Source organism: Enterobacter cloacae complex sp. SYL001, from assembly GCF_049237025.1.
GTDB lineage: Bacteria > Pseudomonadota > Gammaproteobacteria > Enterobacterales > Enterobacteriaceae > Enterobacter > Enterobacter intestinihominis.
The window spans coordinates 77,013-103,752 of the sequence record NZ_JBMKJI010000003.1 but is presented as its reverse complement, the minus strand read 5'-3'; the positions used below and the strand labels follow the sequence as shown (position 1 = coordinate 103,752).

Sequence of the window (26,740 nt, the reverse complement as noted above, 5' to 3'; positions counted from 1 at the left end):
CCGAGTAACAGCACCATAGATAAGGAGTTCCAGCATGTTGTTAGAAAACGGATGGCTGGTGGACGCGCGACATGTACCGTCGCCGCACCACGATTGCCGCCCGGAGGATGAAAAGCCCACACTGCTGGTGGTTCACAACATAAGTCTCCCGCCAGGTGAGTTTGGCGGTCCGTGGATCGACGCGTTATTCACAGGAACGATAGATCCCGATGCTCATCCTTACTTTGCTGAGATTGCGCATTTGCGCGTATCGGCGCACTGCCTGATCCGCCGTGATGGCGAAGTGGTTCAGTATGTTCCTTTTGATAAGCGAGCCTGGCATGCCGGCGTGTCGATGTATCAGGGGCGCGAGCGGTGCAATGATTTCTCCATTGGAATTGAACTGGAAGGAATGGACACCACGCCTTACACCGATGCGCAATATCAGAAACTGGTTGCTGTGACGCAAACTTTAGTGGGGCTTTATCCCGCCATTGCAGACAATATTACGGGGCACAGCGACATCGCCCCCGAAAGAAAAACCGACCCCGGCCCGGCGTTTGACTGGTCCCGGTTTCACGCCATGCTTACCACGTCGTCAGATAAGGAGATAACATGACGTTGTTTACCATGCTGCTGGTTATGATCGCCGAACGCCTGTTTAAGCTCGGCGAGCACTGGCATCTGGATCATCGGCTGGAAGTGTTATTCCGCCGGATCAGGCATTTTTCCATGCTACGCACGCTGCTTATGACGGCAGGTGTGATGGTGATTACGTTCCTGTTGCTACGCTCACTTTACGGCCTCTTTTTCAACGTGCCGCTGCTGGTGGTATGGATACTGCTGGGCGTGTTGTGTATTGGCGCGGGCAAGGTGCGTTTGCACTATCACGCGTATCTGAAAGCTGCTTCCCGGGATGATGTCCACGCGCGCGGCGCGATGGCGAGCGAGCTGACGATGATCCACGGCGTACCGCCGGACTGCGATGAACGCGAATTTCTGCGCGAGCTACAAAACGCGCTGCTGTGGATTAACTTCCGTTACTACCTGGCGCCGCTGTTCTGGTTTGTGGTGGGCGGTCCATGGGGACCAGTACTGCTGATGGGCTATGCTTTTCTGCGCGCCTGGCAGACCTGGCTTGCCCGCTACCTTACGCCGCATGAACGTCTCCAGTCCGGCATTGATGCCATTCTGCACGTGCTCGACTGGCTTCCGGTGCGACTGGTCGGCGTGGTCTATGCCCTCATCGGTCACGGTGAAAAGGCGTTGCCAGCGTGGTTTGCCTCCCTTGCAGACCGCCATACCGCGCAGTATCAGGTCTTAACCCGACTGGCTCAATTCTCGCTGGCTCGCGAGCCGCACACGAACAAAGTCGAAACGCCTAAAGCTGCCGTCTCGATGGCGAAAAAAACGTCGTTTGTGGTGGTGGTGATTGTGGCGTTGCTGACGATTTACGGCACGCTGGTCTGACCCAGCGCGCCGAAGCCGTTACAGCGTATCCGCAGGCGGGATGCCGAAATCAGGCATCCCGTTGTCGTCCCAGCGGACGAGCTTCAGGCGAGTGTGGCGATTCGGATCGTAAAGCGGATCGCCTTCAATTTCAGTGTAGTTTCGCGCGTGGTAGACCAGCACATCGTCGCCTTCCGGCGTCTGCGTAAAGCTGTTATGGCCTGGTCCATACTGACGGTTTTCGTAGCTGGTGACGAACACCGGGCGCGGGGATTTATGCCAGTTAGTCGGGTTTTGCGGATCGGCATCTACGTCTATCCACAGTAATCCCATGCAGTAATTCTCGTCGGTGGCGCTGGCGGAATAGCTGATAAATAGCTTATCGCCATGGAACAGCACCGCCGGGCCTTCGTTGACCCAGAATCCGCGGCACTCCCAGTCATATTCCGGTTTACTGAGCATCACCGGCTCGCCTTTCAGCGTCCACGGATTTTCCATTTCACACAGGTAAAGATTGGAGTTACCGGAAATGTCCGGGGCTTTTTGCGCCCACAGATACCAGCGTTTGCCCTGATGCACAAAGGTAGTGGCATCCAGCGCGAAGGTGTCAAACGGGGTTTTGATTTGCCCTTTTTCCACCCATGTACCGGTGAGCGGATCGCGATCTGCGCATTCAATGGCGAACATGCGATGCTGGAACATCCCGAGTTCGTCGAGCGCCTGGGTATGTGTGGCGGCAAAGTAGATGTACCACTTGCCGTCGATATGATGCAGTTCCGGTGCCCAGATCAGCTGGCTCATCGGGCCGGTGTCGGGCTTGCGCCAGACAACTACCTCTTCGGCATTGCCTAAATCTTCCAGCGAGTCCGCGCGGCGGATCGCCAGCCGGTCATACTCCGGCACGGAGGCGATAAAGTAATATTGTCCTTCGTGGCGCAGGATATACGGGTCGGCGCGTTGTTCAATAAACGGGTTTGGCCAGGTTTGCATTCGGCTTTCCTTATTTAGTCTCAGCGGCTTTAAATTCCTGATAGTCGCTCAGTTCACGATAGTTGGTGCGACGCTTCTCCAGATCGGACTGGATTTGCTTCATGGTCTCACGGTCCACTTTCAGCAGACGTACAACGCCCGCGGTAATTAAATATCCAATGCCAGGAATGACGGTAAAGAGCAGCACAATGCCGTTGATGGCATCCGTGCTCTGCGCTTTTGCGCCCGCGTCATAACCGTACCAGGAGAGCAGGAAGCCAACCATCGCCCCGGCAATCGCCAGACCCAGCTTCAGGAAGAAAATGTTGCCGGAGAAGCTTATCCCGGTGATACGTTTCCCGGTTTTCCATTCACCGTAGTCGTCCACGTCGGCCATCAGTGACCAGTGCAGAGGGGATGGGATCTGGTGCAGGATATTCAGCAGGACGTAAAGCACAACAATGGTTGTCGTCGCTTTCGGGTCGAAGAAGTAGAAGGCGCAGGAGAAAATCGCCAGCGCGATGTTGGTCCAGAAGAAGACCTTCAGCTTGCACCAGCGGTCGGTCAGCACTTTCGCCAGCATACTGCCGAACATCATGCCGACAACGCCCAGGCTGATAAACAGCGTGGCGAAATGGGTGCTTTGCCCCATTACCCAGGTGACGTAATACATGGTGGCCGCCATGCGGATAAAGCCCGGGCAGACGTTGCAGAGCGTCAGAAGCAGGATGCGCACCCACTGGTCATTCTTCCACACATCCTTCAGGTCGTTTTTCAGTTCGTCGTGGGTTTGTACAGCCGGGCGAACGCGCTCGCGCACCGTGGCGAAGCAGAACAGGAACATGCAGGTACCAATCAGCGCCAGCACGGTCATCGCCATCTGGTAGCCTTTGGCTTTGTTATCCCCACCGAACCAGTCAGCCATTGGCAGGAGCGTAAGCGACAGCAGCAGCGTGGCGATACCGACCATAACAAAACGATAGGACTGGCAGGCTACGCGCTCTTTTGGGTCGTTGGTGATCACGCCACCGAGCGAGCAGTACGGAATGTTGATGGCGGTATAGGTCAGCGACAGCAGGAAGTAGGTGACAAATGCATAGATAACTTTGCTGTTATAGCTCCACTCTGGGGTGGTGAACATCAGGATGCTGAACAGCGCATAGGGGAAGGCAATCCACAGTAGCCATGGACGAAATCGGCCATATTTGCTGCGGGTACGGTCGGCAATCGCGCCCATGATTGGGTCCGTTACGGCGTCAATCACGCGAACGGACAGCAGCAGTACCCCAACCAGCGCAGGCGCCAGACCAAAAATATCCGTATAAAAATAGTTAACAAATAACATGATGGCGCCAAAGATAATGTTGCATCCGGCGTCACCCATGCCATAGCCGATCTTTTCTTTTACTGACAGTTTGTTGTTATCCATCGACAGATCTCCGGGTTTCGGTATGGAGAGAATTATTCGCTGGCAAACGGATATATGCGTTGCAATATAAGGGCGGTGATATGGAGGATTTTGCTGTTGGCGTGAATTTGTGAGGAAGGTAACAAGACGCTGTACCCGCAACCGCGGGTACAGCGAGAAAACACTTAGTGCGCTTTCACCGTTTTGGCATTTTTCTGTTTCACCATATAGCCCACGCCGAGGATCGCAATCCACACCGGGATGAGGTAGACGGAAATCGCCATGCCTGGCGTGATGAGCATGATGACCAGCACGGCCGCCATGAACAGCAGGCAAACCCAGTTCCCCAGCGGATAGAGCAGGGCAGGGAAGCGCGTGGTTACGCCCTGCTGCTGCTTGGCGCGGCGGAACTTGATGTGCGCGAGGCTAATCATCGCCCAGTTGATCACCAGCGCGGAAACCACCAACGCCATCAGCAGGCCGAAGGCCGATTCCGGTGCCAGGTAGTTAATCAGAACGCAAAGCGCCGTCACGACCGCCGACACGATAATGGTGTTAACCGGTACGCCACGTTTATCAACGGTAAGCAGCGCTTTCGGTGCGTTGCCCTGTTGCGCCAGGCCGAACAGCATACGGCTGTTGCAGTAAACGCAGCTGTTATAAACAGAGAGCGCGGCGGTCAGCACTACGACGTTAAGCGCGTTCGCCACGAAGGTGTCGCCCAGCTCGTGGAAGATCAGCACAAACGGGCTGGTATCCGCCGTGACGCGTGTCCATGGCAGCAGGGAGAGCAGGACCGCCAGGGAGCCCACGTAGAAGATCAGAATACGGTAGATAACCTGATTTGTGGCTTTCGGGATGCTCTGCTCCGGGTTGTCGGCTTCCGCGGCGGTGATGCCCACCAGCTCCAGACCGCCGAAGGAGAACATAATGATCGCCATCATCATTACCAGGCCGGTCATGCCGTGCGGCAGGAACCCGCCCTGTTCCCAGAGGTTGCGCACGGTTGCCTGCGGGCCACCGTTGCCGCTGAAGAGCAGCCAGCCGCCAAAAATGATCATCGCTACAACGGCAATTACTTTGATAATGGCGAACCAGAACTCCATTTCCCCAAACACTTTCACGTTGGTCAGGTTAATGGCGTTGATCAGCACGAAGAAGACTGCCGCAGACGCCCAGGTGGGGATCTCCGGGTACCAGAATTGAATGTATTTACCGACGGCGGTGAGTTCCGCCATAGCAACCAGCACGTAAAGAACCCAGTAGTTCCATCCAGAGGCGAAGCCCGCAAAGCTGCCCCAGTATTTGTAGGCAAAGTGGCTAAAAGAGCCTGCAACCGGCTCCTCAACGACCATTTCCCCTAACTGGCGCATAATCAAAAACGCAATGAAACCTGCAATCGCGTAACCCAGAATGATGCCCGGACCGGCCGACTGGATAACGGACGCACTGCCCAGAAACAGGCCAGTACCAATAGCACCGCCCAGGGCGATGAGCTGAATATGGCGGTTTTTAAGGCCGCGCTTTAGCTGATCGCCATGCTGTTGAGCTTCCATTTGAAACCTCGTGTGTGGTTGTTATGTTCACGCTGTGCGTGTGTAATTATGAAAGTCCATATTCTGTATTTATTTCTTTACGGTTAACGATACCGAAAAAAGCGGAGATGGCTTCCGTTAGCGCCAGAATAGTGGTAAGTGCCAGCGAATGCACCTGCTTTATGAAGGGATGATGACGACTTGAATAAAAAGAAACCAATTGTAAATCGGTACGTTAACCCCTCATACCCCAACCTATAGAATAGAAATGCGTCATAAGTGGACGAATTTTCATATTTTGCCTTGTTGAATCGCTTCAGATTGCAAAATCCCTCGTTTAAATATGGTTAAAACTGCCCCTTTGGGAGTAACCATTTCATTTGTGCAAAGTTACATTCCTGAAACGTTAGTTCTGTAAGGTTGTTAAAATGTGCCGGGTTTCCTGATTTCAATCAAAACCAATATGGACAGAAGGTGAATACTTTGTTACTTTAGCGATACGAACATGAAATTGGTAAGACCAATTGACTCCGGGCAAAAAGGCGTAAGACAGGGAATATGGCCTACAGCAAAATTCGCCAACCAAAACTTTCCGATGTGATTGAGCAGCAGCTGGAGTTTTTGATTCTCGAAGGGACACTGCGCCCGGGCGAGAAACTCCCGCCAGAACGCGAGCTGGCAAAACAGTTCGACGTTTCACGCCCCTCTTTGCGTGAGGCGATTCAACGTCTCGAAGCAAAGGGCCTGTTGCTCCGTCGTCAGGGTGGCGGAACCTTTGTGCAAAACAGCCTGTGGCAGAGCTTCAGCGACCCGCTGGTAGAACTTCTCTCTGACCACCCAGAATCCCAGTTTGATCTGCTTGAGACCCGTCACGCGCTGGAAGGTATCGCGGCCTATTACGCCGCCCTTCGCAGCACTGATGAAGACCGCGTACGTATTCGCGAGCTGCATCAGGCCATTGAACGGGCACAGCAGTCCGGCGACTTAGACGCCGAATCCAGCGCCGTTGTCCAGTATCAAATTGCCGTCACCGAAGCAGCGCACAACGTGGTGCTCCTCCATCTGCTACGCTGCATGGAGCCCATGCTGGCCCAGAACGTTCGTCAGAATTTTGAATTGTTGTATGCCCGTCGGGAGATGCTCCCGCTGGTAAGCAACCATCGCACCCGAGTATTCGAGGCGATAATGGCCGGGGAACCGGAGCAGGCGCGTGAAGCGTCGCACCGCCATCTGGCTTTCATTGAGGAAATCTTGCTGGACCGCAGCCGTGAACAATCGCGTCGCGAGCGTTCATTGCGCCGCATACAGCAACGAAAGGATTAAGCGCCAGGTACTTTTAGAGCGCGGCAACTAAACGCAGAACCTGTCTTATTGTGTTCTTAACCGAGAGCACAATGGGACAGGTTCCAGACAAATCAACGTATTAGATAGATAAGGAATACCCCCATGTCAGAACGTCTCCAAAATGACGTGGATCCGATCGAAACTCGCGACTGGCTACAGGCGATCGAATCGGTCATCCGTGAAGAAGGTGTTGAGCGTGCTCAGTATCTGATTGATCAGCTGCTTTCAGAAGCGCGCAAAGGCGGCGTGAAAGTGGCTTCAGGTGCAGGGGCTAGCAACTACGTAAACACGATTGCCGTCGAAGACGAACCGGAATACCCGGGCAATCTGGATCTGGAACGCCGTATCCGTTCTGCTATCCGCTGGAACGCTATCATGACCGTTCTGCGCGCATCCAAGAAAGATCTGGAACTGGGTGGCCACATGGCGTCCTTCCAGTCCTCTGCGACCGTTTACGAAGTGTGCTTCAACCACTTCTTCCGTGCAGCCAACGAGAAAGACGGCGGCGATCTGGTGTACTTCCAGGGCCACATCTCTCCGGGCATCTATGCACGTGCCTTCCTGGAAGGTCGTCTGACTGAAGAGCAGATGAACAACTTCCGTCAGGAAGTTCACGGTAAGGGTCTGTCTTCTTATCCGCACCCTAAACTGATGCCTGAGTTCTGGCAGTTCCCGACCGTATCTATGGGTCTGGGTCCAATTGGTGCAATCTATCAGGCTAAATTCCTGAAGTACCTGGAACACCGTGGTCTGAAAGACACCTCTGAGCAGACCGTTTACGCCTTCCTGGGCGACGGTGAAATGGATGAGCCAGAATCTAAAGGCGCGATCACCATCGCGACCCGTGAGAAGCTGGACAACCTGTGCTTCATCATCAACTGTAACCTGCAACGTCTGGATGGTCCGGTAACCGGTAACGGCAAGATCATTAACGAACTGGAAGGCATCTTCGCGGGTGCAGGCTGGAACGTGATCAAAGTCATGTGGGGCGGTCGTTGGGATGAGCTGCTGCGTAAAGACACCAGCGGTAAACTGATCCAGCTGATGAACGAAACCGTTGACGGCGACTACCAGACCTTCAAATCCAAAGACGGTGCCTACGTTCGTGAGCACTTCTTCGGCAAATATCCTGAAACCGCAGCCCTGGTTGCAGACTGGACTGACGAGCAGATCTGGGCGCTGAACCGCGGTGGTCACGATCCGAAGAAAGTTTACGCTGCACTGAAAAAAGCGCAGGAAACCAAAGGTAAAGCGACTGTGATCCTGGCCCACACCATCAAAGGTTACGGCATGGGTGATACCGCAGAAGGTAAAAACATCGCTCACCAGGTTAAGAAAATGAACATGGACGGCGTGCGTTATATCCGCGACCGTTTCAACGTTCCAGTGACCGATGAGCAGGTAGAAAACCTGTCTTACATCACCTTCCCGGAAGGGTCTGAAGAGCACAAGTACCTGCACGAACGTCGTCAGGCGCTGAAAGGCTATCTGCCTGCTCGTCAGCCTAACTTCACCGAGAAGCTGGAACTGCCAGCCCTGGAAGACTTCTCTCAGCTGCTGGAAGAGCAGAACAAAGAGATCTCTACCACTATCGCTTTCGTTCGTGCCCTGAACGTGATGCTGAAGAACAAGTCAATCAAAGATCGTCTGGTTCCAATCATCGCCGACGAAGCGCGTACTTTCGGTATGGAAGGTCTGTTCCGTCAGATCGGTATCTACAGCCCGAACGGCCAGCAGTACACCCCGCAGGACCGTGAGCAGGTTGCATACTACAAAGAAGACGAGAAAGGTCAGATCCTGCAGGAAGGTATCAACGAGCTGGGCGCAGGCGCATCCTGGCTGGCTGCTGCGACCTCTTACAGCACCAACAACCTGCCGATGATCCCGTTCTACATCTACTACTCCATGTTCGGGTTCCAGCGTATCGGTGACCTGTGCTGGCAGGCCGGCGACCAGCAGGCTCGCGGCTTCCTGATTGGTGGTACTTCTGGTCGTACGACCCTGAACGGTGAAGGTCTGCAGCACGAAGATGGCCACAGCCACATTCAGTCTCTGACTATCCCTAACTGTATCTCTTACGACCCGTCTTACGCGTACGAAGTGGCAGTCATCATGCATGACGGTCTGCAGCGCATGTACGGTGAAGCGCAAGAGAACGTTTACTACTACATCACCACCCTGAACGAAAACTACCACATGCCGGCAATGCCAGCAGGTGCCGAGGAAGGTATCCGTAAAGGTATCTACAAACTCGAAACCATCGAAGGTAGCAAAGGTAAAGTTCAGCTGCTGGGCTCCGGTTCTATCCTGCGTCACGTTCGTGAAGCAGCGCAGATCCTGGCGAAAGACTACGGTGTGGGTTCCGATGTGTACTCTGTGACCTCCTTCACTGAACTGGCGCGTGATGGCCAGGATTGTGAGCGCTGGAACATGCTGCACCCAATGGAAACCCCACGCGTTCCGTACATCGCTCAGGTGATGAACGACGCGCCAGCGGTGGCGTCTACTGACTATATGAAACTGTTCGCTGAGCAGGTTCGTACTTACGTTCCAGCTGATGATTATCGCGTACTGGGTACTGACGGCTTCGGTCGTTCTGACAGTCGCGAAAACCTACGTCACCACTTCGAAGTTGATGCTTCCTACGTGGTTGTAGCAGCACTGGGCGAACTGGCTAAACGTGGCGAAATCGATAAGAAAGTGGTTGCGGACGCAATCACCAAATTCAACATCGATGCAGATAAAGTTAACCCGCGTCTGGCGTAAGAGGTAAAAGAATAATGGCTATCGAAATCAATGTACCGGACATCGGGGCTGATGAAGTTGAAATCACCGAGATCCTGGTCAAAGTAGGCGACAAAGTTGAAGCTGAACAGTCGCTGATCACCGTAGAAGGCGACAAAGCCTCTATGGAAGTCCCGTCTCCTCAGGCTGGCATCGTTAAAGAGATCAAAGTCTCTGTTGGCGATAAAACCGAGACTGGCAAACTGATCATGATTTTCGATTCCGCCGACGGTGCAGCAGCTGCTGCACCTGCGCAGGAAGAGAAGAAAGAAGCCGCTCCTGCTGCTGCTCCAGCAGCGGCCGCGGCAGCGAAAGAAGTAAATGTGCCTGACATCGGCGGTGACGAAGTTGAAGTTACCGAAATCCTGGTGAAAGTGGGCGACACCGTTGCGGCTGAGCAGTCACTGATCACCGTAGAAGGCGACAAAGCCTCTATGGAAGTGCCAGCACCGTTCGCCGGTACCGTTAAAGAGATCAAGATCAACACCGGCGACAAAGTGTCTACCGGCTCGCTGATCATGGTCTTCGAAGTGGCGGGTGCAGCACCTGCCGCTGCGCCTGCTCAGGCTGCTGCTCCGGCTCCGGCCGCTGCACCAGCGGCTGCTGGAGGCGCGAAAGACGTTAACGTACCGGATATCGGCGGTGACGAAGTTGAAGTGACCGAAGTGATGGTGAAAGTGGGCGACAAAGTTGCCGCTGAACAGTCACTGATCACCGTTGAAGGCGACAAAGCTTCTATGGAAGTGCCTGCGCCGTTCGCCGGTACCGTTAAAGAGATCAAAATCAGCACCGGCGACAAAGTGTCTACCGGCTCTCTGATCATGGTCTTCGAAGTGGAAGGCGCCGCTCCGGCTGCCGCGGCTGCTCCGGCACCTGCTGCTGCACCGGCTCAGGCTGCTAAACCTGCTGCTGCCCCTGCTGCTAAAGCAGAAAAATCTGAGTTCGCTGAAAACGACGCTTACGTCCACGCGACTCCGCTGATTCGTCGCCTGGCGCGCGAATTCGGTGTGAACCTGGCGAAAGTGAAGGGCACCGGCCGTAAAGGTCGTATCCTGCGCGAAGACGTTCAGGCTTACGTGAAAGACGCGGTGAAACGCGCCGAAGCTGCACCTGCGGCAGCCGCTGGCGGCGGTATCCCGGGCATGCTGCCATGGCCGAAAGTGGACTTCAGCAAGTTCGGTGAAATCGAAGAAGTGGAGCTGGGCCGTATCCAGAAAATCTCTGGTGCTAACCTGAGCCGTAACTGGGTGATGATCCCGCACGTTACGCACTTCGATAAGACCGATATCACCGATCTGGAAGCGTTCCGTAAACAGCAGAACGCCGAAGCTGAGAAGCGTAAGCTGGACGTGAAGTTCACCCCAGTGGTCTTTATCATGAAGGCCGTTGCCGCTGCCCTTGAGCAGATGCCACGCTTCAACAGCTCCCTGTCCGAAGACGGCCAGAAGCTGACGCTGAAGAAATACATCAACATCGGTGTTGCGGTTGATACGCCAAATGGTCTGGTGGTTCCGGTCTTCAAAGACGTGAACAAGAAGAGCATTACCGAGCTGTCCCGTGAACTGACCACCATCTCCAAAAAAGCGCGTGATGGTAAGCTGACTGCCGGCGAAATGCAGGGCGGCTGCTTCACTATCTCCAGCATCGGCGGCCTGGGTACCACCCACTTCGCGCCGATTGTAAACGCGCCGGAAGTGGCTATCCTCGGTGTGTCCAAGTCCGCGATGGAGCCGGTGTGGAATGGCAAAGAGTTCGTGCCGCGTCTGATGATGCCAATCTCTCTGTCCTTCGACCACCGCGTAATCGACGGGGCTGATGGTGCGCGTTTCATCACCATCATCAACAACACCCTGAGCGACATTCGCCGCCTGGTGATGTAATCGAAAAGCCGGCCAGTCGGCCGGCTTTTTTCTGATAATCTCATGGGGTTTTTGAGGTTATTGGTGAAAGCGATAATTCGTGAGCCGTTTGTTGTTTCAAAATTGTTAACAATTTTGTAAAATACGGGCGGATAGAACGACCCGGTGGACGACGGGTATACATTAAGAGGTCATGATGAGCACAGAAATCAAAACTCAGGTCGTAGTACTTGGGGCAGGCCCGGCAGGTTACTCCGCAGCATTTCGCGCCGCGGATTTAGGTCTGGAAACCGTCATCGTAGAACGTTACAGCACCCTCGGCGGTGTTTGTCTGAACGTCGGCTGTATCCCTTCTAAAGCGCTGCTGCACGTAGCGAAAGTTATCGAAGAAGCCAAAGCGCTGGCTGAACACGGTATCGTCTTCGGCGAGCCGAAAACCGATATCGACAAAATTCGTACCTGGAAAGAGAAAGTTATCACTCAGCTGACCGGCGGTCTGGCGGGTATGGCCAAAGGCCGTAAAGTGAAAGTGGTAAACGGTCTGGGTAAATTCACCGGTGCGAACACCCTGGAAGTGGAAGGCGAAAACGGCAAAACCGTGATCAACTTCGACAACGCGATCATCGCGGCAGGCTCTCGCCCAATCGAACTGCCATTCATTCCACATGAAGATCCACGCGTGTGGGATTCCACCGATGCGCTGGAGCTGAAAACCGTTCCTAAGCGTCTGCTGGTTATGGGCGGCGGTATCATCGGTCTGGAAATGGGTACTGTGTACCATGCGCTGGGTTCAGAGATCGACGTGGTTGAAATGTTCGACCAGGTAATCCCGGCAGCCGACAAAGATATCGTTAAAGTCTTCACCAAACGCATCAGCAAGAAATTCAACCTGATGCTGGAAACCAAAGTGACTGCCGTTGAAGCGAAAGAAGACGGTATTTACGTTTCCATGGAAGGCAAAAAAGCCCCATCCGAACCACAGCGTTACGACGCCGTGCTGGTGGCTATTGGCCGTGTGCCGAACGGTAAAAACCTCGACGCGGGCAAAGCTGGCGTGGAAGTGGACGACCGTGGCTTCATCCGCGTTGACAAACAGCTGCGTACCAACGTGCCGCACATCTTTGCTATCGGCGATATCGTCGGTCAGCCAATGCTGGCGCACAAAGGTGTTCACGAAGGTCATGTTGCCGCTGAAGTTATCGCCGGCATGAAGCATTACTTCGATCCGAAAGTGATCCCATCTATCGCGTATACCGAGCCAGAAGTTGCATGGGTTGGTCTGACTGAGAAAGAAGCGAAAGAGAAAGGCATCAGCTACGAAACTGCCACCTTCCCGTGGGCTGCTTCTGGCCGTGCTATCGCGTCCGACTGCGCAGACGGTATGACCAAACTGATCTTCGACAAAGAGACTCACCGCGTCATCGGTGGTGCGATTGTCGGTACCAACGGCGGCGAGCTGCTGGGTGAAATCGGTCTGGCTATCGAAATGGGCTGCGACGCAGAAGACATCGCGCTGACCATCCACGCACACCCGACTCTGCATGAGTCCGTGGGCCTGGCGGCAGAAGTGTTTGAAGGTAGCATTACTGACCTGCCAAACGCGAAAGCGAAGAAGAAATAAGTTTCTTCAGATGAAAAAAGCGGCCTCAGGCCGCTTTTTTTATGCGCTGCGTTCAGGGTGTGACAGGCTGCCAGGTCTTATCCGGCTGGTATTCACTAAGAGCCTGCGCTTTCTGCGCCGAATCGTTGCCGAGATCTGCCTGATAAACCGCGTCATCCTGGTTAATTACAAAGCTCATTACCCCCGTCTGACCGTAGTTCACCGGCCAGGCGACCATGGCAAAGCCATTTTTATCCGGCAGGATGCGGAATCGGTAACCATGGTAACCCGCCCCCGACTGTGGAGGACTGAACGCCGGACCCAGTGGGCTGGGCGTTTCACCGGGAGCGACGGGCCAGTACAGTCCATCCTTTTTACCTTCAGAACTGACTATCTTCTGCGCGTACTTTTGGTTCATCGCAAAATAGCTCTGCTGGGCATCAACATAGGCGTGAAGCGCTTCGATGGCTGCGAGTTCGTTGCGCCCGATTTCGCGGGTCAGGATCTCTTCTGCGGCTTCCTGCATATCAAACTGCCAGCCAGATGCCGTTTTGACCACCGGGATTGGTAGCTGCCAGCCGTTATCGCCCACCACCAGGTGCGCCACGTTGCCACTGATGACGGTTTTATGATGAACGTTCCAGTCGCGCAGGAAGCGATCGACCGCTTCGGGATCAACGCCTTCGGGCGGCAGGAAATCGCGCCAGTTTTCACCGAGCAAATTGTTCATCGCACTTTCATTTTGCTCGCTGATGGCGCTTGCCAGCGCACTGGTCGCCTGTTCTGGCGAACTGAACGATTGCTGTGCCATGACGGCCGCCGAGACCATGAACAACACCATTCCACTGAGTAATTGACGTTTCATGTCGGCTCCCTTAACGATGACGGAATTCATGGCGTTCAGCGCGTTCACCAGTGAGCTGGCGCGGCTGATGTTGACGAGTAGCGAGCTGCCGGCTTTGCGCCCCGCGCTGCTGCTGGGCTTGCCAGTTCGCGGAGCGGCTGTCGTTGCCGCTCAGGGCATTGGCCCGATGCAGCCTGGCTGGCTGCTGTACCGTCTGTGAAACCCGCTTCTCCTGTCTGTGCATGTCAGTCTGATGATGTACACGCTGCGGCGTGCTCGTCCGTTTTACGGCCTGCGGCCTGGTGTCATATCCACGATAGTTATTTCGCTGCGAGATCTGCTTCAACTTTTGCGTTGAGGCCAGACGTTGTGCGTCCCGCGTGGCTGTATGTACTGAGTGTGGGAGGGTTTTACCCGTTGATTGTTCCATCTGGCTGAGAGCGGCCTGGCGCTGGCTGTCGCGATTGACTGGTTTTTGCTGCGTCGCGCTTAGCCCGGTGGCTGTCTGTGTAGAGTGGAAGCGGTTAGCCAGCTGGTTATTCGGGTAAGGCATGCCTTCACGATAGGCTGGATTGTGCTGCCAGGTGTGGTTATTACCGTTCAGGTGCTGCCCGCTGATTCTGTTGAAATTATCCACGTGGATATTGATGTTGTTATCACCGTTGCGGTTATAACCGCCGTGATTGTCCCAGTCATCATCGTGATGATGGTGATCCCAGTCGTCGTCATCCCAGTCAATATTGCTGAAAATGGCGTAGGTTGTAGCGACCCCGAGGCTAAAACCTAATCCTTTAACCAGACTGTCAGTGAATTGCTCGCCGGGTGAGGGCGGAAGATAGACCGGCGGGTAAGCGGTGTTAGGCCAGGTACCATAAACCGTATTCGGGTTATACGTGGGAACATACACCACCTGCGGATCGGCGGATTCAATCTTGATCACCGTTGGGCTGGTAGGCGTTGCGGTTGTCGTGGTTTTTGTCGATGCAGGTTTCGTGACGGTGGTGACCGTCTGCTGCGGTGTGGATTGCAGCGCACCCGTTTGTTGGGCCAGCAGGCGCAGCCGCTGTACGGAATCCATCACATCTTTCGGCTGTGCAAGGAAGGCGTCTCCCAGATTTTGTACCCATGGCGGATTTTCGCCCATCAACGACATCAGCTGAGGAAACGCAACCAGGGATTTTACGCTGGGATCCCACGGCTGGGTGGCTACCGCCTGAAGGGCGGCATCACCCTGCATTTTAGGATTGTCTTTCGACCACTGCGCGGCCTGAATAACATTTGACGGGTAGGTCGACGCCATCAAGATTTGCGACAGCAGGGCATCCGGGTAAAGCGCGACAGGGGCAACCCATTGGTCGATTTGCGCCGCAGTGTAGACCGGGGCAGCGACGGGCGCAGGCTGGGCTACCGGTGCGCCAGGTTGTTGTGTAACCGGAGCAGGCGTAGCAGGTTCCGTTGCGCGGCTTTTAACGTACATGACACCCGAGGCGGCAAACAGCCCCGCACTGCAAAGCAGAACAAGAAGATGTGGCTTAAAAGGCAACTTCATAGATTGACTCCAACGAGACGAGTGCAGTGCCGTGAGGCGTTGCTGTTGCCGCGAGTATCATTCACTCGTGTTTTACAGTTTTGACTATTGTTGGGAAACCAACCTGAGCGTCCGGATAAAGAGTGTGAGTATTTATTACACAATTATATCGGATAGCTGAAAAGGCGACGGGAAAGAGGACAAGATTCGCCTCGTCTCCCCGTTACACCATGCTTAACGATTCAGCAAATAATTTAATGTTGCTTTTTTGTAAACAGATTAACACTGTGCAGAAATCCTGCTATGCTGCCCGACGCGGTATCGGGCATTTACCCTACAAACTGCTGTCTCACAGGAGCGTGAAGAGAACGCCCGCCGCATATGACAATGAGAGCGAGGAGAACCGTCGTGCTAGAAGAATACCGTAAGCACGTAGCAGAACGTGCCGCCGAGGGAGTTGTACCCAAACCTTTAGATGCAACCCAAATGGCCGCGCTCGTCGAGCTGCTGAAGAACCCGCCTGAGGGCGAAGAAGAATTCCTGTTAGATCTGCTGATCAACCGCGTACCGCCTGGCGTAGATGAAGCTGCCTACGTAAAAGCCGGATTCCTTGCTGCTATCGCCAAAGGCGAAGCCACCTCCCCACTGGTTACTCCTGAAAAAGCCATTGAACTGCTCGGCACCATGCAGGGCGGCTATAACATTCATCCGCTGATTGACGCGCTGGACAACGAAAAGCTGGCACCGATTGCTGCCAAAGCGCTCTCTTCAACGCTGCTGATGTTCGATAACTTCTACGATGTAGAAGAAAAAGCCAAAGCAGGCAACGTTTACGCGAAGCAGGTGATGCAGTCCTGGGCCGATGCCGAATGGTTCCTGAACCGCCCTGCGCTTGCTGAAAAAATTACCGTGACCGTCTTTAAGGTTACCGGTGAAACCAACACCGATGACCTCTCTCCGGCTCCGGACGCGTGGTCTCGTCCTGATATCCCCCTGCACGCCCTGGCGATGCTGAAAAACGCCCGTGAAGGCATCGAGCCGGATCAGCCGGGTAGCGTTGGCCCGATTAAACAGATCGAAGCGCTTCAGGAGAAAGGTTTCCCGCTGGCCTACGTCGGTGATGTGGTTGGTACCGGTTCTTCCCGTAAATCCGCCACCAACTCCGTGCTGTGGTTCATGGGCGACGACATTCCGCACGTGCCGAACAAGCGCGGCGGCGGCCTGTGCCTCGGCGGCAAAATCGCGCCAATCTTCTTCAACACCATGGAAGATGCGGGCGCTCTGCCAATTGAAGTGGACGTGAGCAACCTGAACATGGGCGACGTGATTGACGTTTACCCGTATAAAGGCGAAGTGCGCAACCACGAAACCAACGAACTGTTGGCAAGCTTCGAGCTGAAAACCGACGTGCTGATCGACGAAGTGCGTGCCGGTGGCCGTATTCCGCTGATCATTGGCCGTGGCCTGACCACCAAAGCGCGTGAAGCGCTGGGTCTGCCGCACAGTGACGTGTTCCGTCAGGCGAAAGACGTGGCGGAAAGCAATCGCGGCTTCTCGCTGGCACAGAAAATGGTCGGTCGCGCCTGCGGCGTCGCTGGTATCCGTCCTGGCGCGTACTGCGAGCCGAAAATGACCTCCGTGGGCTCTCAGGACACCACCGGTCCAATGACCCGTGATGAACTGAAAGACCTTGCGTGCCTGGGCTTCTCATCTGACCTGGTCATGCAATCCTTCTGCCACACTGCGGCATATCCGAAGCCGGTTGACGTCACTACGCACCACACGCTGCCTGACTTCATTATGAACCGTGGCGGTGTCTCCCTGCGTCCGGGCGACGGCGTTATCCACTCCTGGCTGAACCGCATGCTGCTGCCGGATACCGTGGGTACCGGCGGTGACTCTCATACCCGTTTCCCGATTGGTATCTCCTTCCCTGCGGGCTCCGGTCTGGTGGCGTTTGCCGCAGCGACCGGCGTGATGCCTCTCGACATGCCTGAATCCGTGCTGGTGCGCTTCAAAGGCAAAATGCAGCCGGGCATCACTCTGCGCGATCTGGTGCACGCAATCCCGCTGTATGCCATCAAACAGGGTCTGCTGACCGTTGAGAAGAAGGGCAAGAAAAACATCTTCTCTGGCCGCATTCTGGAAATTGAAGGTCTGCCGGATCTGAAAGTTGAGCAGGCGTTCGAGCTGACCGATGCCTCTGCCGAGCGTTCTGCGGCGGGCTGTACCATCAAGCTGAACAAAGAGCCGATTATTGAGTATCTGACCTCCAACATCGTGCTGCTGAAGTGGATGATTGCGGAAGGCTACGGCGACCGCCGTACGCTGGAGCGTCGTATTCAGGGCATGGAAAAATGGCTGGCGGATCCGCAGCTGCTGGAAGCTGACGCTGACGCAGAGTACGCGGCGGTGATCGATATCGATCTGGCGGATATCAAAGAGCCAATCCTGTGTGCGCCAAACGATCCGGACGATGCGCGTCTGCTCTCTGACGTACAGGGCGATAAGATCGACGAAGTGTTCATCGGCTCCTGTATGACCAACATCGGCCACTTCCGTGCTGCCGGTAAGCTGCTGGATACTCACAAAGGCCAGCTGCCGACCCGTCTGTGGGTGGCGCCGCCAACCCGTATGGATGCGGCGCAGCTGACCGAAGAGGGCTACTACAGCGTGTTCGGTAAGAGCGGGGCGCGTATTGAAATTCCGGGCTGCTCCCTGTGCATGGGCAACCAGGCGCGCGTGGCCGACGGTGCGACAGTGGTTTCCACCTCCACCCGTAACTTCCCGAACCGTTTGGGTACCGGGGCGAACGTCTACCTGGCTTCTGCGGAGCTGGCAGCGGTTGCGGCGCTGATTGGCAAACTGCCAACGCCGGAAGAGTACCAGACCTTTGTGGCTCAGGTAGATAAGACGGCGGTGGATACCTATCGCTATCTGAACTTCGACCAGCTCTCTCAGTACACCGAGAAGGCTGACGGGGTGATCTTCCAGACGGCAGTATAAAAACCAACCCCTCACCCCTAACCCCTCTCCCCAAAGGGGCGAGGGGGATTTTATTCCCTCTCCCTTTGGGAGAGGGCCAGGGTGAGGGGTATTTTTTTTATTTTCATTCCTCCCACCTTTCCCGCTTTTTTTCTTCTTCTCTGCTGCGATAATTACCCTAATGGCTTTGCAGAGGAAAACGCTATGGATTACGAATTTTTGCGCGACATCACCGGCGTGGTGAAAGTGCGAATGTCGATGGGGCACGAAGCCGTTGGACACTGGTTTAACGAAGAGGTGAAAGAGAACCTCGCGCTGCTGGATGAAGTCGAACAGGCAGCGGAAACGGTGAAAGGCAGTGAACGCTCCTGGCAACGCGCCGGGCACGAATACACCCTGTGGATGGATGGCGAAGAGGTGATGGTGCGTGCCAACCAGCTTGAGTTCTCGGGTGATGAGATGGAAGAGGGGATGAGCTACTACGACGAAGAGAGCCTGTCGCTGTGCGGTGTGGAAGATTTCCTGAAAGTGGTGAACGCCTACCGCGACTTTATGAAACAGAAGTAACTCCCCGAAGCGTCCCTGCTTCGGGCCACGATTACACGGTCGGAATGTTACGGCCGTAGTAAATTTCGCGCATCTCTTTCCAGAGCAGGTCGGTAATGACCTTACGCTCTTCTTCGCTTAAATCTTCCGGCTTCGTGTGGAACATGTAGTGCTTAAGGTCGAATTCCTTAAGTAACATTTTGGTGTGGAAGATATTCTCCTGATAGACGTTCACATCCATCATGTCGTATAGCGACTTCATGTCGTCGGACATGAAGTTCTGAATGGAGTTGATCTCATGATCGATGAAGTGCTTCATGCCGTTGATATCACGGGTAAAACCGCGTACGCGATAATCAATAGTGACGATATCGGATTCCAGCTGGTGGATTAAATAATTCAACGCATTCAGCGGTGAAATCACGCCGCAGGTCGACACCTCGATATCCGCGCGGAAGGTACACAGTCCGCCTTCCGGGTGGCTTTCCGGGTAGGTGTGCACGCAGATATGGCTTTTATCCAGGTGGGCGACAACCACTTCTGGCAGCGGGCCGGGGTGCTCGGTTTTGTCGATAAGCTGCGGGTCAACCGGCTCTTCACTGACCAGAATGGTGACGCTTGCTCCCTGCGGCTCGTAATCCTGGCGCGCGATATTCAGGATGTTGGCGCCGATAATCGAGCAGGTCTCTGTCAGGATCTCGGTCAGACGGTTGGCGTTGTAGAGTTCATCGATATAGGCGATATAACCATCGCGCTCTTCTGCTGTTTTGGCGTAGCAGATATCGTAAATACAAAAACTCAGGCTTTTGGTCAGATTGTTAAAGCCATGCAGTTTAAGCTTTTTCAATTAGTTCACCTCCTTTGAGGACAGCGCGTCTTGCAGATATTGAGGCAACGCAAAGGCTGCGGTGTGGATCGCCGGGTTGTAGTATCGGCATTTGAGTCCGGCCTGGTGGAAGCGGGCCTGGATAATTTCGGTGGAGAGATGGCGCAGGACGTCGTTATCCGTCGCCCAGGCAAAGGTCATGATCCCGCCGTAGTAAGTGGGGATCGCCGCCTGGTAGAAGCTGACGTCAGCAAAATAGGTGCTCAGCTTACGGTGGCTATCAAGCGCTTCATCCTGTTGCAGGAAGCAAACGCCGTTTTGCGCCACAAAAATCCCGCCAGGCTTCAGGCAGCGCTTGCAGCCTTCGTAAAACGACGAGGTAAACAGCGACGCGCCGGGGCCGATAGGGTCGGTACAGTCAGAGATAATGACATCAAACGTTTGCGTGGTCTGGTTAACAAAATTGACGCCATCGTCGATAACCAGATTAAACCGCGGATCGTCATAGCTGCCAGCATTGTGGTTGGGCAGATACTGGCGGCAGAACGACACCACACCGGCGTCGATTTCCACCATGGTGATGGTTTCGACATTCTGATGACGCGAGACTTCACGCAGCATCGCGCCGTCGCCGCCGCCGATAATCAGCACGTCCTTCGCGTGGCCGTGTGCCAGCAGCGGGACGTGGGTCATCATTTCGTGATAGATAAACTCGTCGCGCTCGGTGGTTTGCACCACGCCGTCCAGCGCCATTACGCGGCCAAAGGCGGCGTTTTCGAAGATTATCAGATCCTGATGATCGGTTTTCTCATGATAGAGCACGTTATCCACGGCAAAATACTGACCAAACTGGTCATGCAGCGTTTCTTGCCATACCGTTTTTTCGGTCATGGGGAGCACCTCCTTCGTTAGCATCCATTACATCCGGCAGATGGGCGCAACACAACACCGCCGTGAAGCGGTTAGCGGGTCAACAAGGGGCGTCGGGAAGGTTACTTCACGTAGGCGAGCAGGCTGAGTGAATCGCGAGCCAGCGCTTTGCATTTTTTAGCAGTGGGAATGCCAATACCGCTTAAATCACGGTAGCTGTCTTCACCGAGCGCCTTCATGTCGAAGCTGTCGTAGTTGCTGAGGTCCCATTGGTTCTGCTGGGCAAAAAAGACCAGTGCGCGACGAATTTGCCCATTGGGTAAATTCTGGTAACCACAATCGTTTTTCAGAAAAACAAAAACTGCCGTCAGATCGGCCATATCTTCCGCTTCGTTTTCACTTAGCGCGTAACTGTTCGCACACATCGCCATCAGGCTGGCGAACAAAATTGTTCTGAAAAACGTCTTCATTGCCTTTACCACTGCATCACGGAAAATTAACGTTAGCATACTTGATGCCAGGCCGACGATCTTTATTATTGCCGCCGTGCTTGACCTTCCGGTAAGGGGAGGGTTTATGCTCAAAAGATCGCCTGCTGGAAATAAGGAAATGCACATGCAACGTCGTGATTTTTTAAAATTTTCTGCCGCGCTGGGGGTTGCCAGCGCGTTACCGCTCTGGAGCCGCGCCGTTTTTGCCGCCGACAGACCTGCTTTACCCATACCTGAATTACTCGCCGCAGATGCCCGCAGCCGCATTCAGCTTGTGGTGCAGGCCGGTAAAACCACGTTCGGTCAGCACGCCGCCACGACGTGGGGTTATAACGGCAATTTGCTCGGCCCTGCGTTGCAGTTACGCAAAGGGAAGGCGGTGACGGTAGACATTCATAACACACTAGCGCAAGAGACCACGCTGCACTGGCATGGGCTGGAAGTCCCGGGCGAAGTGGATGGGGGGCCTCAGGGCGTCATCAGGCCTGGTGGTAAACGCAGCGTCACCTTTACTCCTGACCAGCGTGCGGCGACCTGCTGGTTCCACCCGCATCAGCATGGCAAAACGGGCCATCAGGTGGCGATGGGGCTGGCCGGTCTGGTGCTGATTGAAGACGATGAAAGCCGCCTGCTGCGCCTGCCAAAACAGTGGGGTATCGACGATGTCCCGGTGATTGTGCAGGACAAAAAATTCAGCGCTGACGGGCAAATTGACTATCAGCTGGACGTAATGAGCGCGGCGGTAGGCTGGTTTGGCGATACGCTGCTGACCAACGGCGCAATCTACCCGCAGCATGCCGCGCCAAAAGGCTGGCTGCGTTTACGCCTGCTAAATGGCTGTAACGCCCGCTCGCTGAACTTCGCCACCAGCGATAAACGCCCGCTGTATGTGGTGGCAAGCGACGGCGGCCTGCTGCCGGAACCGGTGAAGGTGAGCGAGCTGCCGATGCTGATGGGCGAGCGCTTCGAGGTGCTGGTGGATATCAGCGATGGCAAAGCGTTTGACCTGGTGACCCTGCCGGTCAGCCAGATGGGGATGGCCGTTGCGCCGTTTGATAAACCCCATCCGGTCCTGCGCATTCAGCCGCTACAGATCGCCGCTTCCGGTACGCTGCCGGACGCCCTCACCACGCTACCCGCACTCCCGTCGCTGGACGGGCTTACGCAGCTTAAACTTCAGCTCTCCATGGACCCGATGCTCGACATGATGGGCATGCAGGCGCTGATGAAGAAGTACGGCAATCAGGCCATGGCGGGAATGCACCACGGCCAGATGATGGGCCATATGAATATGGACCACGGTAAAATGGGCGGCATGGATCACGGCGGCCATGGTTTCGATTTCCACGACGCCAACCGCATCAACGGCAAAGCGTTCGATATGAACACGCCCATGTTCGCCGCCACGAAAGGGCAGTTTGAACGCTGGGTGATTTCAGGCGAAGGCGACATGATGCTGCACCCGTTCCATATCCACGGCACGCAGTTCCGTATTCTCTCTGAGAACGGTAAAGCGCCGGACGCGCATCGCCGGGGCTGGAAAGATACGGTGAGGGTGGAAGGCGGTGTCAGCGAGGTGCTGGTGAAGTTCGATCACGAAGCGCCGAAAGAGTTTGCCTATATGGCCCACTGCCATCTGCTGGAGCATGAAGATACGGGGATGATGCTGGGCTTTACCGTATAAAAAAAGCCGGGTGGCGGCTTCGCCTTACCCGGCCTACATAGGACACCCGAAAGCCCGGTATGCGTTAGCGCCACCGGGCTTTTTCATTACTTAGCGTCGTCAGGCAGTGCATACGCGACAATATAGTCGCCCATCTTCGTGCCAAACGAACCGTGACCACCTGCGGAGATGACAACGTACTGCTTGCCATTCACTTCATAGGTCATCGGCGTAGCCTGTCCACCGGCTGGCAGACGGCCTTGCCACAGTTTTTCACCGTTGGTCATGTTGTACGCGCGCAGGTAGTTATCTGCGGTTGCCGCGATGAACAGCACGTTACCGGCGGTGGAGATTGGGCCACCCAGCATTGGCATACCCATATTGAACGGCACTGGAACAGGCATCGGGAACGGCATGCTGTCCTGTGGCGTACCAATACGTTTCTTCCAGACGATCTTGTTGGTCTTCAGATCCAGACCGGAGATGTAACCCCAGGCAGGCTGTTTACACGGCAGACCGAACGGAGAAAGGAACGGATTCAGGGTCACACCATAAGGAACGCCATACTGCGGCTGGATACCGGCTTCGGTACCGCTGCCTTTCGCATCTTTAGGCTGCTCCATTGGGTTACCCGGACCGCGTGGGATCAGACGGGAAACGAATGGCAGCGCCATTGGGTTAGCGATGGCGACCTGACGGTTAGGGTCAACGGAGATCCCACCCCACTCGAACATCCCCAGGTTACCCGGGAAGACCAGCGTGCCCTGCTCTGACGGCGGCGTGAAGATGCCTTCATAGCGCAGCTGGTGGAACATCACGCGGCATACCAGCTGGTCAAACATCGTGGCACCCCACATGTCTGCACCGCTGAGGTCTTTCTCCGGACGGAAACTCAGATCAGAGAACGGCTGCGTTTTGGTGACGTAGTCGCCTTTGGCCGCACCCTGCGGAACCGGTTTTTCCGGCGCAGGAACAACCAGCTTACCGTTGCTGCGATCCAGCACGAAGATGTTGCCGGTTTTGGCCGGGGCGTAAATCACCGGAACGGTTTTACCGTTAACGGTAATGTCCGCCAGCGTCGGCTGGGACGGCATATCCATATCCCACAGATCGTGGTGAACGGTCTGGTAGCTCCATGCCAGTTTACCGGTCGTTGCGTTCAGCGCCACGATGGAGCTGGCGTAACGTTCCTGCTCCGGCGTACGGTTACCGCCCCAGATATCCGGCGTGGTCACGCCCATCGGCAGGTAAACCAGGTCCAGCTTCGCGTCATACGCTGCCGGTGCCCAGGAGTTCGGTGAGTTAAAGGTAAAGGTGTGTTCATCCGATGGGATCGCGTTGGGATCTTTCGCGCCCGGGTCGAAGGCCCACAGCAGTTTACCTGTGTTCACGTCGAAACCACGGATAACGCCGGAGGTTTCGCGGGTAGAGAAGTTATCCGTTACCGAACCGGCAATCACGATGGTTTTATCGGTAATGATTGGCGGGGAGGTCGGCTCATACAGACCCGGCGTAGTGTCCGGCATGTTGGTCTGAAGATTCAGAATGCCTTTGTTAGCGAAGGTTTCGCACAGCTTACCGGTCTCAGCGTTGATGGCAAACAGGCGGCCATCGTTCACCGGCAGCATAATGCGGCGAGGACAGTCGGCAATGACTTCCGGGCTGGCATTATCAGCGCGCGCTTCGTGGTAAGAGACGCCGCGGCAGGTGATGTGCTGGAACGACGGGTTGGAGTTCAGCTGTGGATCAAAGTGCCATTTCTCTTTACCGGTGGCCGCGTCGAGCGCGAACAGACGCTGGTGCGCCGTACACAGGTAGAGCATGTTGCCCACTTTAATCGGGGTCACTTCGTTGGTCAGCTCACCCGGATCGTTCGGCATTTTCAGGTCGCCGGTACGGAATACCCAGGCTTCCTTCAGGTTTTTCACGTTGTCCGCGTTGATCTGCTTCAGCGGGGAGTAACGTTGACCTTCCTGATTACGACCATAGGCTGGCCAGTCGCCGTCAGCCACCTGCGAGATAGCCGCAGCCGGCGTGGATTCAGTGTTCAGCGTACCGTGGATCTCCTGCGGGTCGTTGAATCCGGCCCAGGTCAGGATGCCGCCACTAATCAGCAGGGCAACGACCAGACCGGCTACAGCACCACTGGAAGGGACGATCAGACGACGCCAGACAAACGGCAGGATCAGCCAGATACCGAAGAAGACCAGAATGTCGCTGCGCGGCGTCAACGCCCAGAAGTCGAATCCGACCTCCCAGACGCCCCAGATCATGGTTGCGAGCAGTAACGCTGCGTACAGCCACAGAGCAGATTGTTTTCTGCGTAAAAGCAGGACGGTTACGCCAACCATAACCAGACCCGCAATCGGGTAGTACCAGGAGCCGCCAATCGCGACCAGCCATACGCCACCGATTAACAAATACAGCGCGCAGAATGCGGCAAACGCGGCTGTTAATGTCACCAGTAGACGCGGCTGTTTAGTTTTTGTTTCAGCCATAGAAAAGTACTCGTCAGTTTTGTTAATTATTTGCTAGCAATTAATTATAGGTATTAACAACTGTGATCGGAATCACAAATATTGCTTTTTATAACTCATACGCCAGGGCAATCCATTTACTGGTATAATGGCTGGCTTGCGTATCGATGCCGGAGCGAGAGTCATCCGCATTGAGAGATTTTCACTAAAATCATTTGGTTAGTAATATGAAACATACTGTTGAAGTGATGATCCCGGAAGCCGAGATCAAAGCGCGTATCGCCGAACTGGGTCGTCAAATCACCGAACATTACAAGGACAGCGGCAGCGAAATGGTGCTGGTCGGTCTGTTGCGTGGTTCTTTCATGTTCATGGCAGACCTGTGCCGTGAAGTGCAGGTGCCGCACGAGGTCGATTTTATGACCGCCTCCAGTTACGGCAGCGGCATGTCCACAACCCGTGATGTGAAAATCCTGAAAGATCTGGATGAAGATATTCGTGGCAAAGATGTGTTGATTGTTGAGGACATCATCGACTCCGGTAACACGCTCTCTAAAGTGCGTGAGATCCTGAGCCTGCGTGAACCAAAATCACTGGCGATTTGTACCCTGCTGGATAAGCCTGAACGCCGTGAAGTGCAGGTGCCGGTGGAGTTCGTTGGTTTCTCCATCCCGGACGAATTCGTGGTGGGTTACGGCATTGATTACGCGCAGCGTTATCGCCATCTGCCGTATGTTGGGAAAGTAGTGATTCTGGACGAATAATTGCGGGCTGATGCCCTCACCCCAGCCCTCTCCCACAGGGAGAGGGTGAAAACCCCCGGCTTTGTTATTTATGGTTCACATGCTTAAGCTTGAGGTTGGCAATTCCCGAGCGGTAACGCTGTTCCAGCGTTTCGCGGTTGGTGGCGGTCACTTCCAGATTGCGCAGCAGACCGTCGTGAATACCGTACGCCCAGCCGTGGATGGAGACCTTCTGCCCGCGTTTCCAGGCAGACTGCATAATCGTCGAGTGGCCCAGGTTATAGACCTGCTCCATTACGTTCAGCTCACACAAGGTGTCGAGACGGCGCTCCTGCGGCATTTCGCCCAGCAGTGAGCTATGTTTGAACCAGATATCACGAATGTGCAGCAGCCAGTTATCGATTAACCCCAGCTCTGTGTTTTCGACCGCCGCCTGCACGCCGCCGCAGCCGTAGTGGCCACAAATAATGATGTGCTCAACCTCAAGAACGTCAACGGCGTACTGCACAACCGAAAGGCAGTTGAGATCGGTATGAATAACCAGGTTAGCCACATTGCGGTGAACAAACAGTTCGCCAGGTTCAAGACCCGTCAGACGTTCGGCGGGGACACGGCTGTCAGAACATCCAATCCAGAGAAAGCGCGGGTTCTGCGCTTGCGCGAGTTTTCCAAAAAATCCGGGGTCTTCCTCCACCAGCATTTTTGACCATAGTGCATTGTTGCTGATGAGTGTATCTATGTCGTTCATGGAGGTTAGCGACCTGTAACCAAGTGATTGCGTTGCGCTACTATAGGGTAACCCGACTTTTAATGAAACCACACAACGTGTGTCAGAACTTA

The 26,740-nt window shown here is 54.9% G+C and carries 20 protein-coding genes; 10 read left to right on the top strand and 10 right to left on the bottom strand.

What is annotated here, in order from left to right; genetic code table 11:
* The first annotated feature begins 34 nt into the window (after window positions 1-34).
* Both ampD and ampE read left to right on the top strand, forming a co-directional pair.
* Window positions 35-598: a 1,6-anhydro-N-acetylmuramyl-L-alanine amidase AmpD gene (ampD, locus tag ACOTZP_RS05335; protein WP_271074956.1), complete on the top strand. Its 564-nt coding sequence runs from the start codon at window positions 35-37 to the stop codon at window positions 596-598.
* Entirely contained in the window at window positions 595-1,449 is an 855-nt protein-coding gene (gene ampE / locus ACOTZP_RS05330) for a beta-lactamase regulator AmpE (RefSeq protein ID WP_023299333.1), read from the top strand. Before ampD ends, ampE begins: the two co-directional genes overlap by 4 nt.
* A gap of 18 nt (window positions 1,450-1,467) precedes the next feature.
* On the opposite strand, the gene ACOTZP_RS05325 is transcribed toward ampE, so the two are convergent.
* The 3 genes from ACOTZP_RS05325 to aroP all read right to left on the bottom strand — a co-directional run bounded on the left by ACOTZP_RS05325 (window position 1,468) and on the right by aroP (window position 5,361).
* Complete coding sequence (locus tag ACOTZP_RS05325) at window positions 1,468-2,418, bottom strand: family 43 glycosylhydrolase (protein ID WP_058677779.1); 951 nt, start codon at window positions 2,416-2,418, stop codon at window positions 1,468-1,470.
* Between the two features lie 10 nt (window positions 2,419-2,428).
* Window positions 2,429-3,826 (bottom strand): glycoside-pentoside-hexuronide (GPH):cation symporter, encoded by a 1,398-nt coding sequence (locus ACOTZP_RS05320; protein ID WP_271074954.1) that lies wholly within the window; start codon window positions 3,824-3,826, stop codon window positions 2,429-2,431.
* A gap of 164 nt (window positions 3,827-3,990) precedes the next feature.
* On the bottom strand, window positions 3,991-5,361 hold the full coding sequence (gene aroP, locus ACOTZP_RS05315) for an aromatic amino acid transporter AroP (RefSeq protein ID WP_023299335.1): 1,371 nt from the start codon (window positions 5,359-5,361) through the stop codon (window positions 3,991-3,993).
* 537 nt (window positions 5,362-5,898) lie between these two features.
* Between aroP and pdhR the strand changes: the two genes are divergently transcribed.
* The 4 genes from pdhR (at window position 5,899) to lpdA (ending at window position 12,948) form a co-directional block, all read left to right on the top strand.
* On the top strand, window positions 5,899-6,663 hold the full coding sequence (pdhR, locus tag ACOTZP_RS05310) for a pyruvate dehydrogenase complex transcriptional repressor PdhR (RefSeq protein WP_006173806.1): 765 nt from the start codon (window positions 5,899-5,901) through the stop codon (window positions 6,661-6,663).
* A gap of 123 nt (window positions 6,664-6,786) precedes the next feature.
* Window positions 6,787-9,450, top strand: a complete 2,664-nt coding sequence (gene aceE, locus ACOTZP_RS05305; RefSeq protein WP_022647064.1) for a pyruvate dehydrogenase (acetyl-transferring), homodimeric type — start codon at window positions 6,787-6,789, stop codon at window positions 9,448-9,450.
* A 14-nt stretch (window positions 9,451-9,464) separates the two neighbouring features.
* Entirely contained in the window at window positions 9,465-11,348 is a 1,884-nt protein-coding gene (gene aceF, locus ACOTZP_RS05300; RefSeq protein WP_063849761.1) for a pyruvate dehydrogenase complex dihydrolipoyllysine-residue acetyltransferase, read from the top strand.
* A 175-nt stretch (window positions 11,349-11,523) separates the two neighbouring features.
* Window positions 11,524-12,948 (top strand): dihydrolipoyl dehydrogenase, encoded by a 1,425-nt coding sequence (lpdA, locus tag ACOTZP_RS05295; protein WP_003856313.1) that lies wholly within the window; start codon window positions 11,524-11,526, stop codon window positions 12,946-12,948.
* 52 nt (window positions 12,949-13,000) lie between these two features.
* Here the strand turns inward: lpdA and ACOTZP_RS05290 are convergent, their stop codons facing one another.
* Window positions 13,001-13,792, bottom strand: coding sequence for a DUF2950 family protein (locus tag ACOTZP_RS05290; protein WP_022647066.1), 792 nt, complete (start codon window positions 13,790-13,792; stop codon window positions 13,001-13,003).
* A 10-nt stretch (window positions 13,793-13,802) separates the two neighbouring features.
* Window positions 13,803-15,320, bottom strand: a complete 1,518-nt coding sequence (locus tag ACOTZP_RS05285) for a DUF3300 domain-containing protein (RefSeq protein ID WP_171932844.1) — start codon at window positions 15,318-15,320, stop codon at window positions 13,803-13,805.
* Window positions 15,321-15,707: 387 nt separating this feature from the next.
* On the opposite strand from ACOTZP_RS05285, the gene acnB reads away from it, so the two are divergent.
* Window positions 15,708-18,305: a bifunctional aconitate hydratase 2/2-methylisocitrate dehydratase gene (gene acnB, locus ACOTZP_RS05280; RefSeq protein WP_421633667.1), complete on the top strand. Its 2,598-nt coding sequence runs from the start codon at window positions 15,708-15,710 to the stop codon at window positions 18,303-18,305.
* Between the two features lie 183 nt (window positions 18,306-18,488).
* A complete protein-coding gene (gene yacL / locus ACOTZP_RS05275; protein ID WP_022647069.1) occupies window positions 18,489-18,851 on the top strand; it encodes a protein YacL in 363 nt (120 codons plus the stop codon).
* A gap of 31 nt (window positions 18,852-18,882) precedes the next feature.
* On the opposite strand, the gene speD is transcribed toward yacL, so the two are convergent.
* The 3 genes from speD to ACOTZP_RS05260 form a co-directional block, all read right to left on the bottom strand.
* Window positions 18,883-19,677 (bottom strand): adenosylmethionine decarboxylase, encoded by a 795-nt coding sequence (gene speD / locus ACOTZP_RS05270; RefSeq protein WP_022647070.1) that lies wholly within the window; start codon window positions 19,675-19,677, stop codon window positions 18,883-18,885.
* Entirely contained in the window at window positions 19,678-20,547 is an 870-nt protein-coding gene (gene speE / locus ACOTZP_RS05265; RefSeq protein WP_022647071.1) for a polyamine aminopropyltransferase, read from the bottom strand. It abuts the gene before it with no gap.
* A gap of 101 nt (window positions 20,548-20,648) precedes the next feature.
* Window positions 20,649-20,996 (bottom strand): YacC family pilotin-like protein, encoded by a 348-nt coding sequence (locus ACOTZP_RS05260; protein ID WP_003856306.1) that lies wholly within the window; start codon window positions 20,994-20,996, stop codon window positions 20,649-20,651.
* A 145-nt stretch (window positions 20,997-21,141) separates the two neighbouring features.
* Here ACOTZP_RS05260 and cueO point away from each other — a divergent pair, with 145 nt between their 5' ends.
* Window positions 21,142-22,701, top strand: a complete 1,560-nt coding sequence (cueO, locus tag ACOTZP_RS05255) for a multicopper oxidase CueO (RefSeq protein ID WP_271074953.1) — start codon at window positions 21,142-21,144, stop codon at window positions 22,699-22,701.
* Between the two features lie 86 nt (window positions 22,702-22,787).
* On the opposite strand, the gene ACOTZP_RS05250 is transcribed toward cueO, so the two are convergent.
* A complete protein-coding gene (locus tag ACOTZP_RS05250) occupies window positions 22,788-25,178 on the bottom strand; it encodes a glucose/quinate/shikimate family membrane-bound PQQ-dependent dehydrogenase (protein WP_023299340.1) in 2,391 nt (796 codons plus the stop codon).
* A gap of 206 nt (window positions 25,179-25,384) precedes the next feature.
* Between ACOTZP_RS05250 and hpt the strand changes: the two genes are divergently transcribed.
* Window positions 25,385-25,921 (top strand): hypoxanthine phosphoribosyltransferase, encoded by a 537-nt coding sequence (gene hpt / locus ACOTZP_RS05245; RefSeq protein WP_003856303.1) that lies wholly within the window; start codon window positions 25,385-25,387, stop codon window positions 25,919-25,921.
* Window positions 25,922-25,985: 64 nt separating this feature from the next.
* Here hpt and can read toward each other — a convergent pair whose 3' ends face one another.
* A complete protein-coding gene (can, locus tag ACOTZP_RS05240; protein ID WP_003856301.1) occupies window positions 25,986-26,648 on the bottom strand; it encodes a carbonate dehydratase in 663 nt (220 codons plus the stop codon).
* Window positions 26,649-26,740 lie beyond the last annotated feature (92 nt).

Coding starts and splice junctions, on each gene's coding strand:
- ACOTZP_RS05290 (WP_022647066.1), bottom strand. CDS start 13,792: ATGAAACGTCAATTACTCAGTGGAATGGTGTTGTTCATGGTCTCGGCG.
- aceF (WP_063849761.1), top strand. CDS start 9,465: ATGGCTATCGAAATCAATGTACCGGACATCGGGGCTGATGAAGTTGAA.
- ACOTZP_RS05260 (WP_003856306.1), bottom strand. CDS start 20,996: ATGAAGACGTTTTTCAGAACAATTTTGTTCGCCAGCCTGATGGCGATG.
- ACOTZP_RS05250 (WP_023299340.1), bottom strand. CDS start 25,178: ATGGCTGAAACAAAAACTAAACAGCCGCGTCTACTGGTGACATTAACA.
- yacL (WP_022647069.1), top strand. CDS start 18,489: ATGGATTACGAATTTTTGCGCGACATCACCGGCGTGGTGAAAGTGCGA.
- hpt (WP_003856303.1), top strand. CDS start 25,385: ATGAAACATACTGTTGAAGTGATGATCCCGGAAGCCGAGATCAAAGCG.
- ACOTZP_RS05320 (WP_271074954.1), bottom strand. CDS start 3,826: ATGGATAACAACAAACTGTCAGTAAAAGAAAAGATCGGCTATGGCATG.
- aroP (WP_023299335.1), bottom strand. CDS start 5,361: ATGGAAGCTCAACAGCATGGCGATCAGCTAAAGCGCGGCCTTAAAAAC.
- pdhR (WP_006173806.1), top strand. CDS start 5,899: ATGGCCTACAGCAAAATTCGCCAACCAAAACTTTCCGATGTGATTGAG.
- can (WP_003856301.1), bottom strand. CDS start 26,648: ATGAACGACATAGATACACTCATCAGCAACAATGCACTATGGTCAAAA.
- speE (WP_022647071.1), bottom strand. CDS start 20,547: ATGACCGAAAAAACGGTATGGCAAGAAACGCTGCATGACCAGTTTGGT.
- aceE (WP_022647064.1), top strand. CDS start 6,787: ATGTCAGAACGTCTCCAAAATGACGTGGATCCGATCGAAACTCGCGAC.
- ampE (WP_023299333.1), top strand. CDS start 595: ATGACGTTGTTTACCATGCTGCTGGTTATGATCGCCGAACGCCTGTTT.
- ACOTZP_RS05285 (WP_171932844.1), bottom strand. CDS start 15,320: ATGAAGTTGCCTTTTAAGCCACATCTTCTTGTTCTGCTTTGCAGTGCG.
- ampD (WP_271074956.1), top strand. CDS start 35: ATGTTGTTAGAAAACGGATGGCTGGTGGACGCGCGACATGTACCGTCG.
- cueO (WP_271074953.1), top strand. CDS start 21,142: ATGCAACGTCGTGATTTTTTAAAATTTTCTGCCGCGCTGGGGGTTGCC.
- ACOTZP_RS05325 (WP_058677779.1), bottom strand. CDS start 2,418: ATGCAAACCTGGCCAAACCCGTTTATTGAACAACGCGCCGACCCGTAT.
- lpdA (WP_003856313.1), top strand. CDS start 11,524: ATGAGCACAGAAATCAAAACTCAGGTCGTAGTACTTGGGGCAGGCCCG.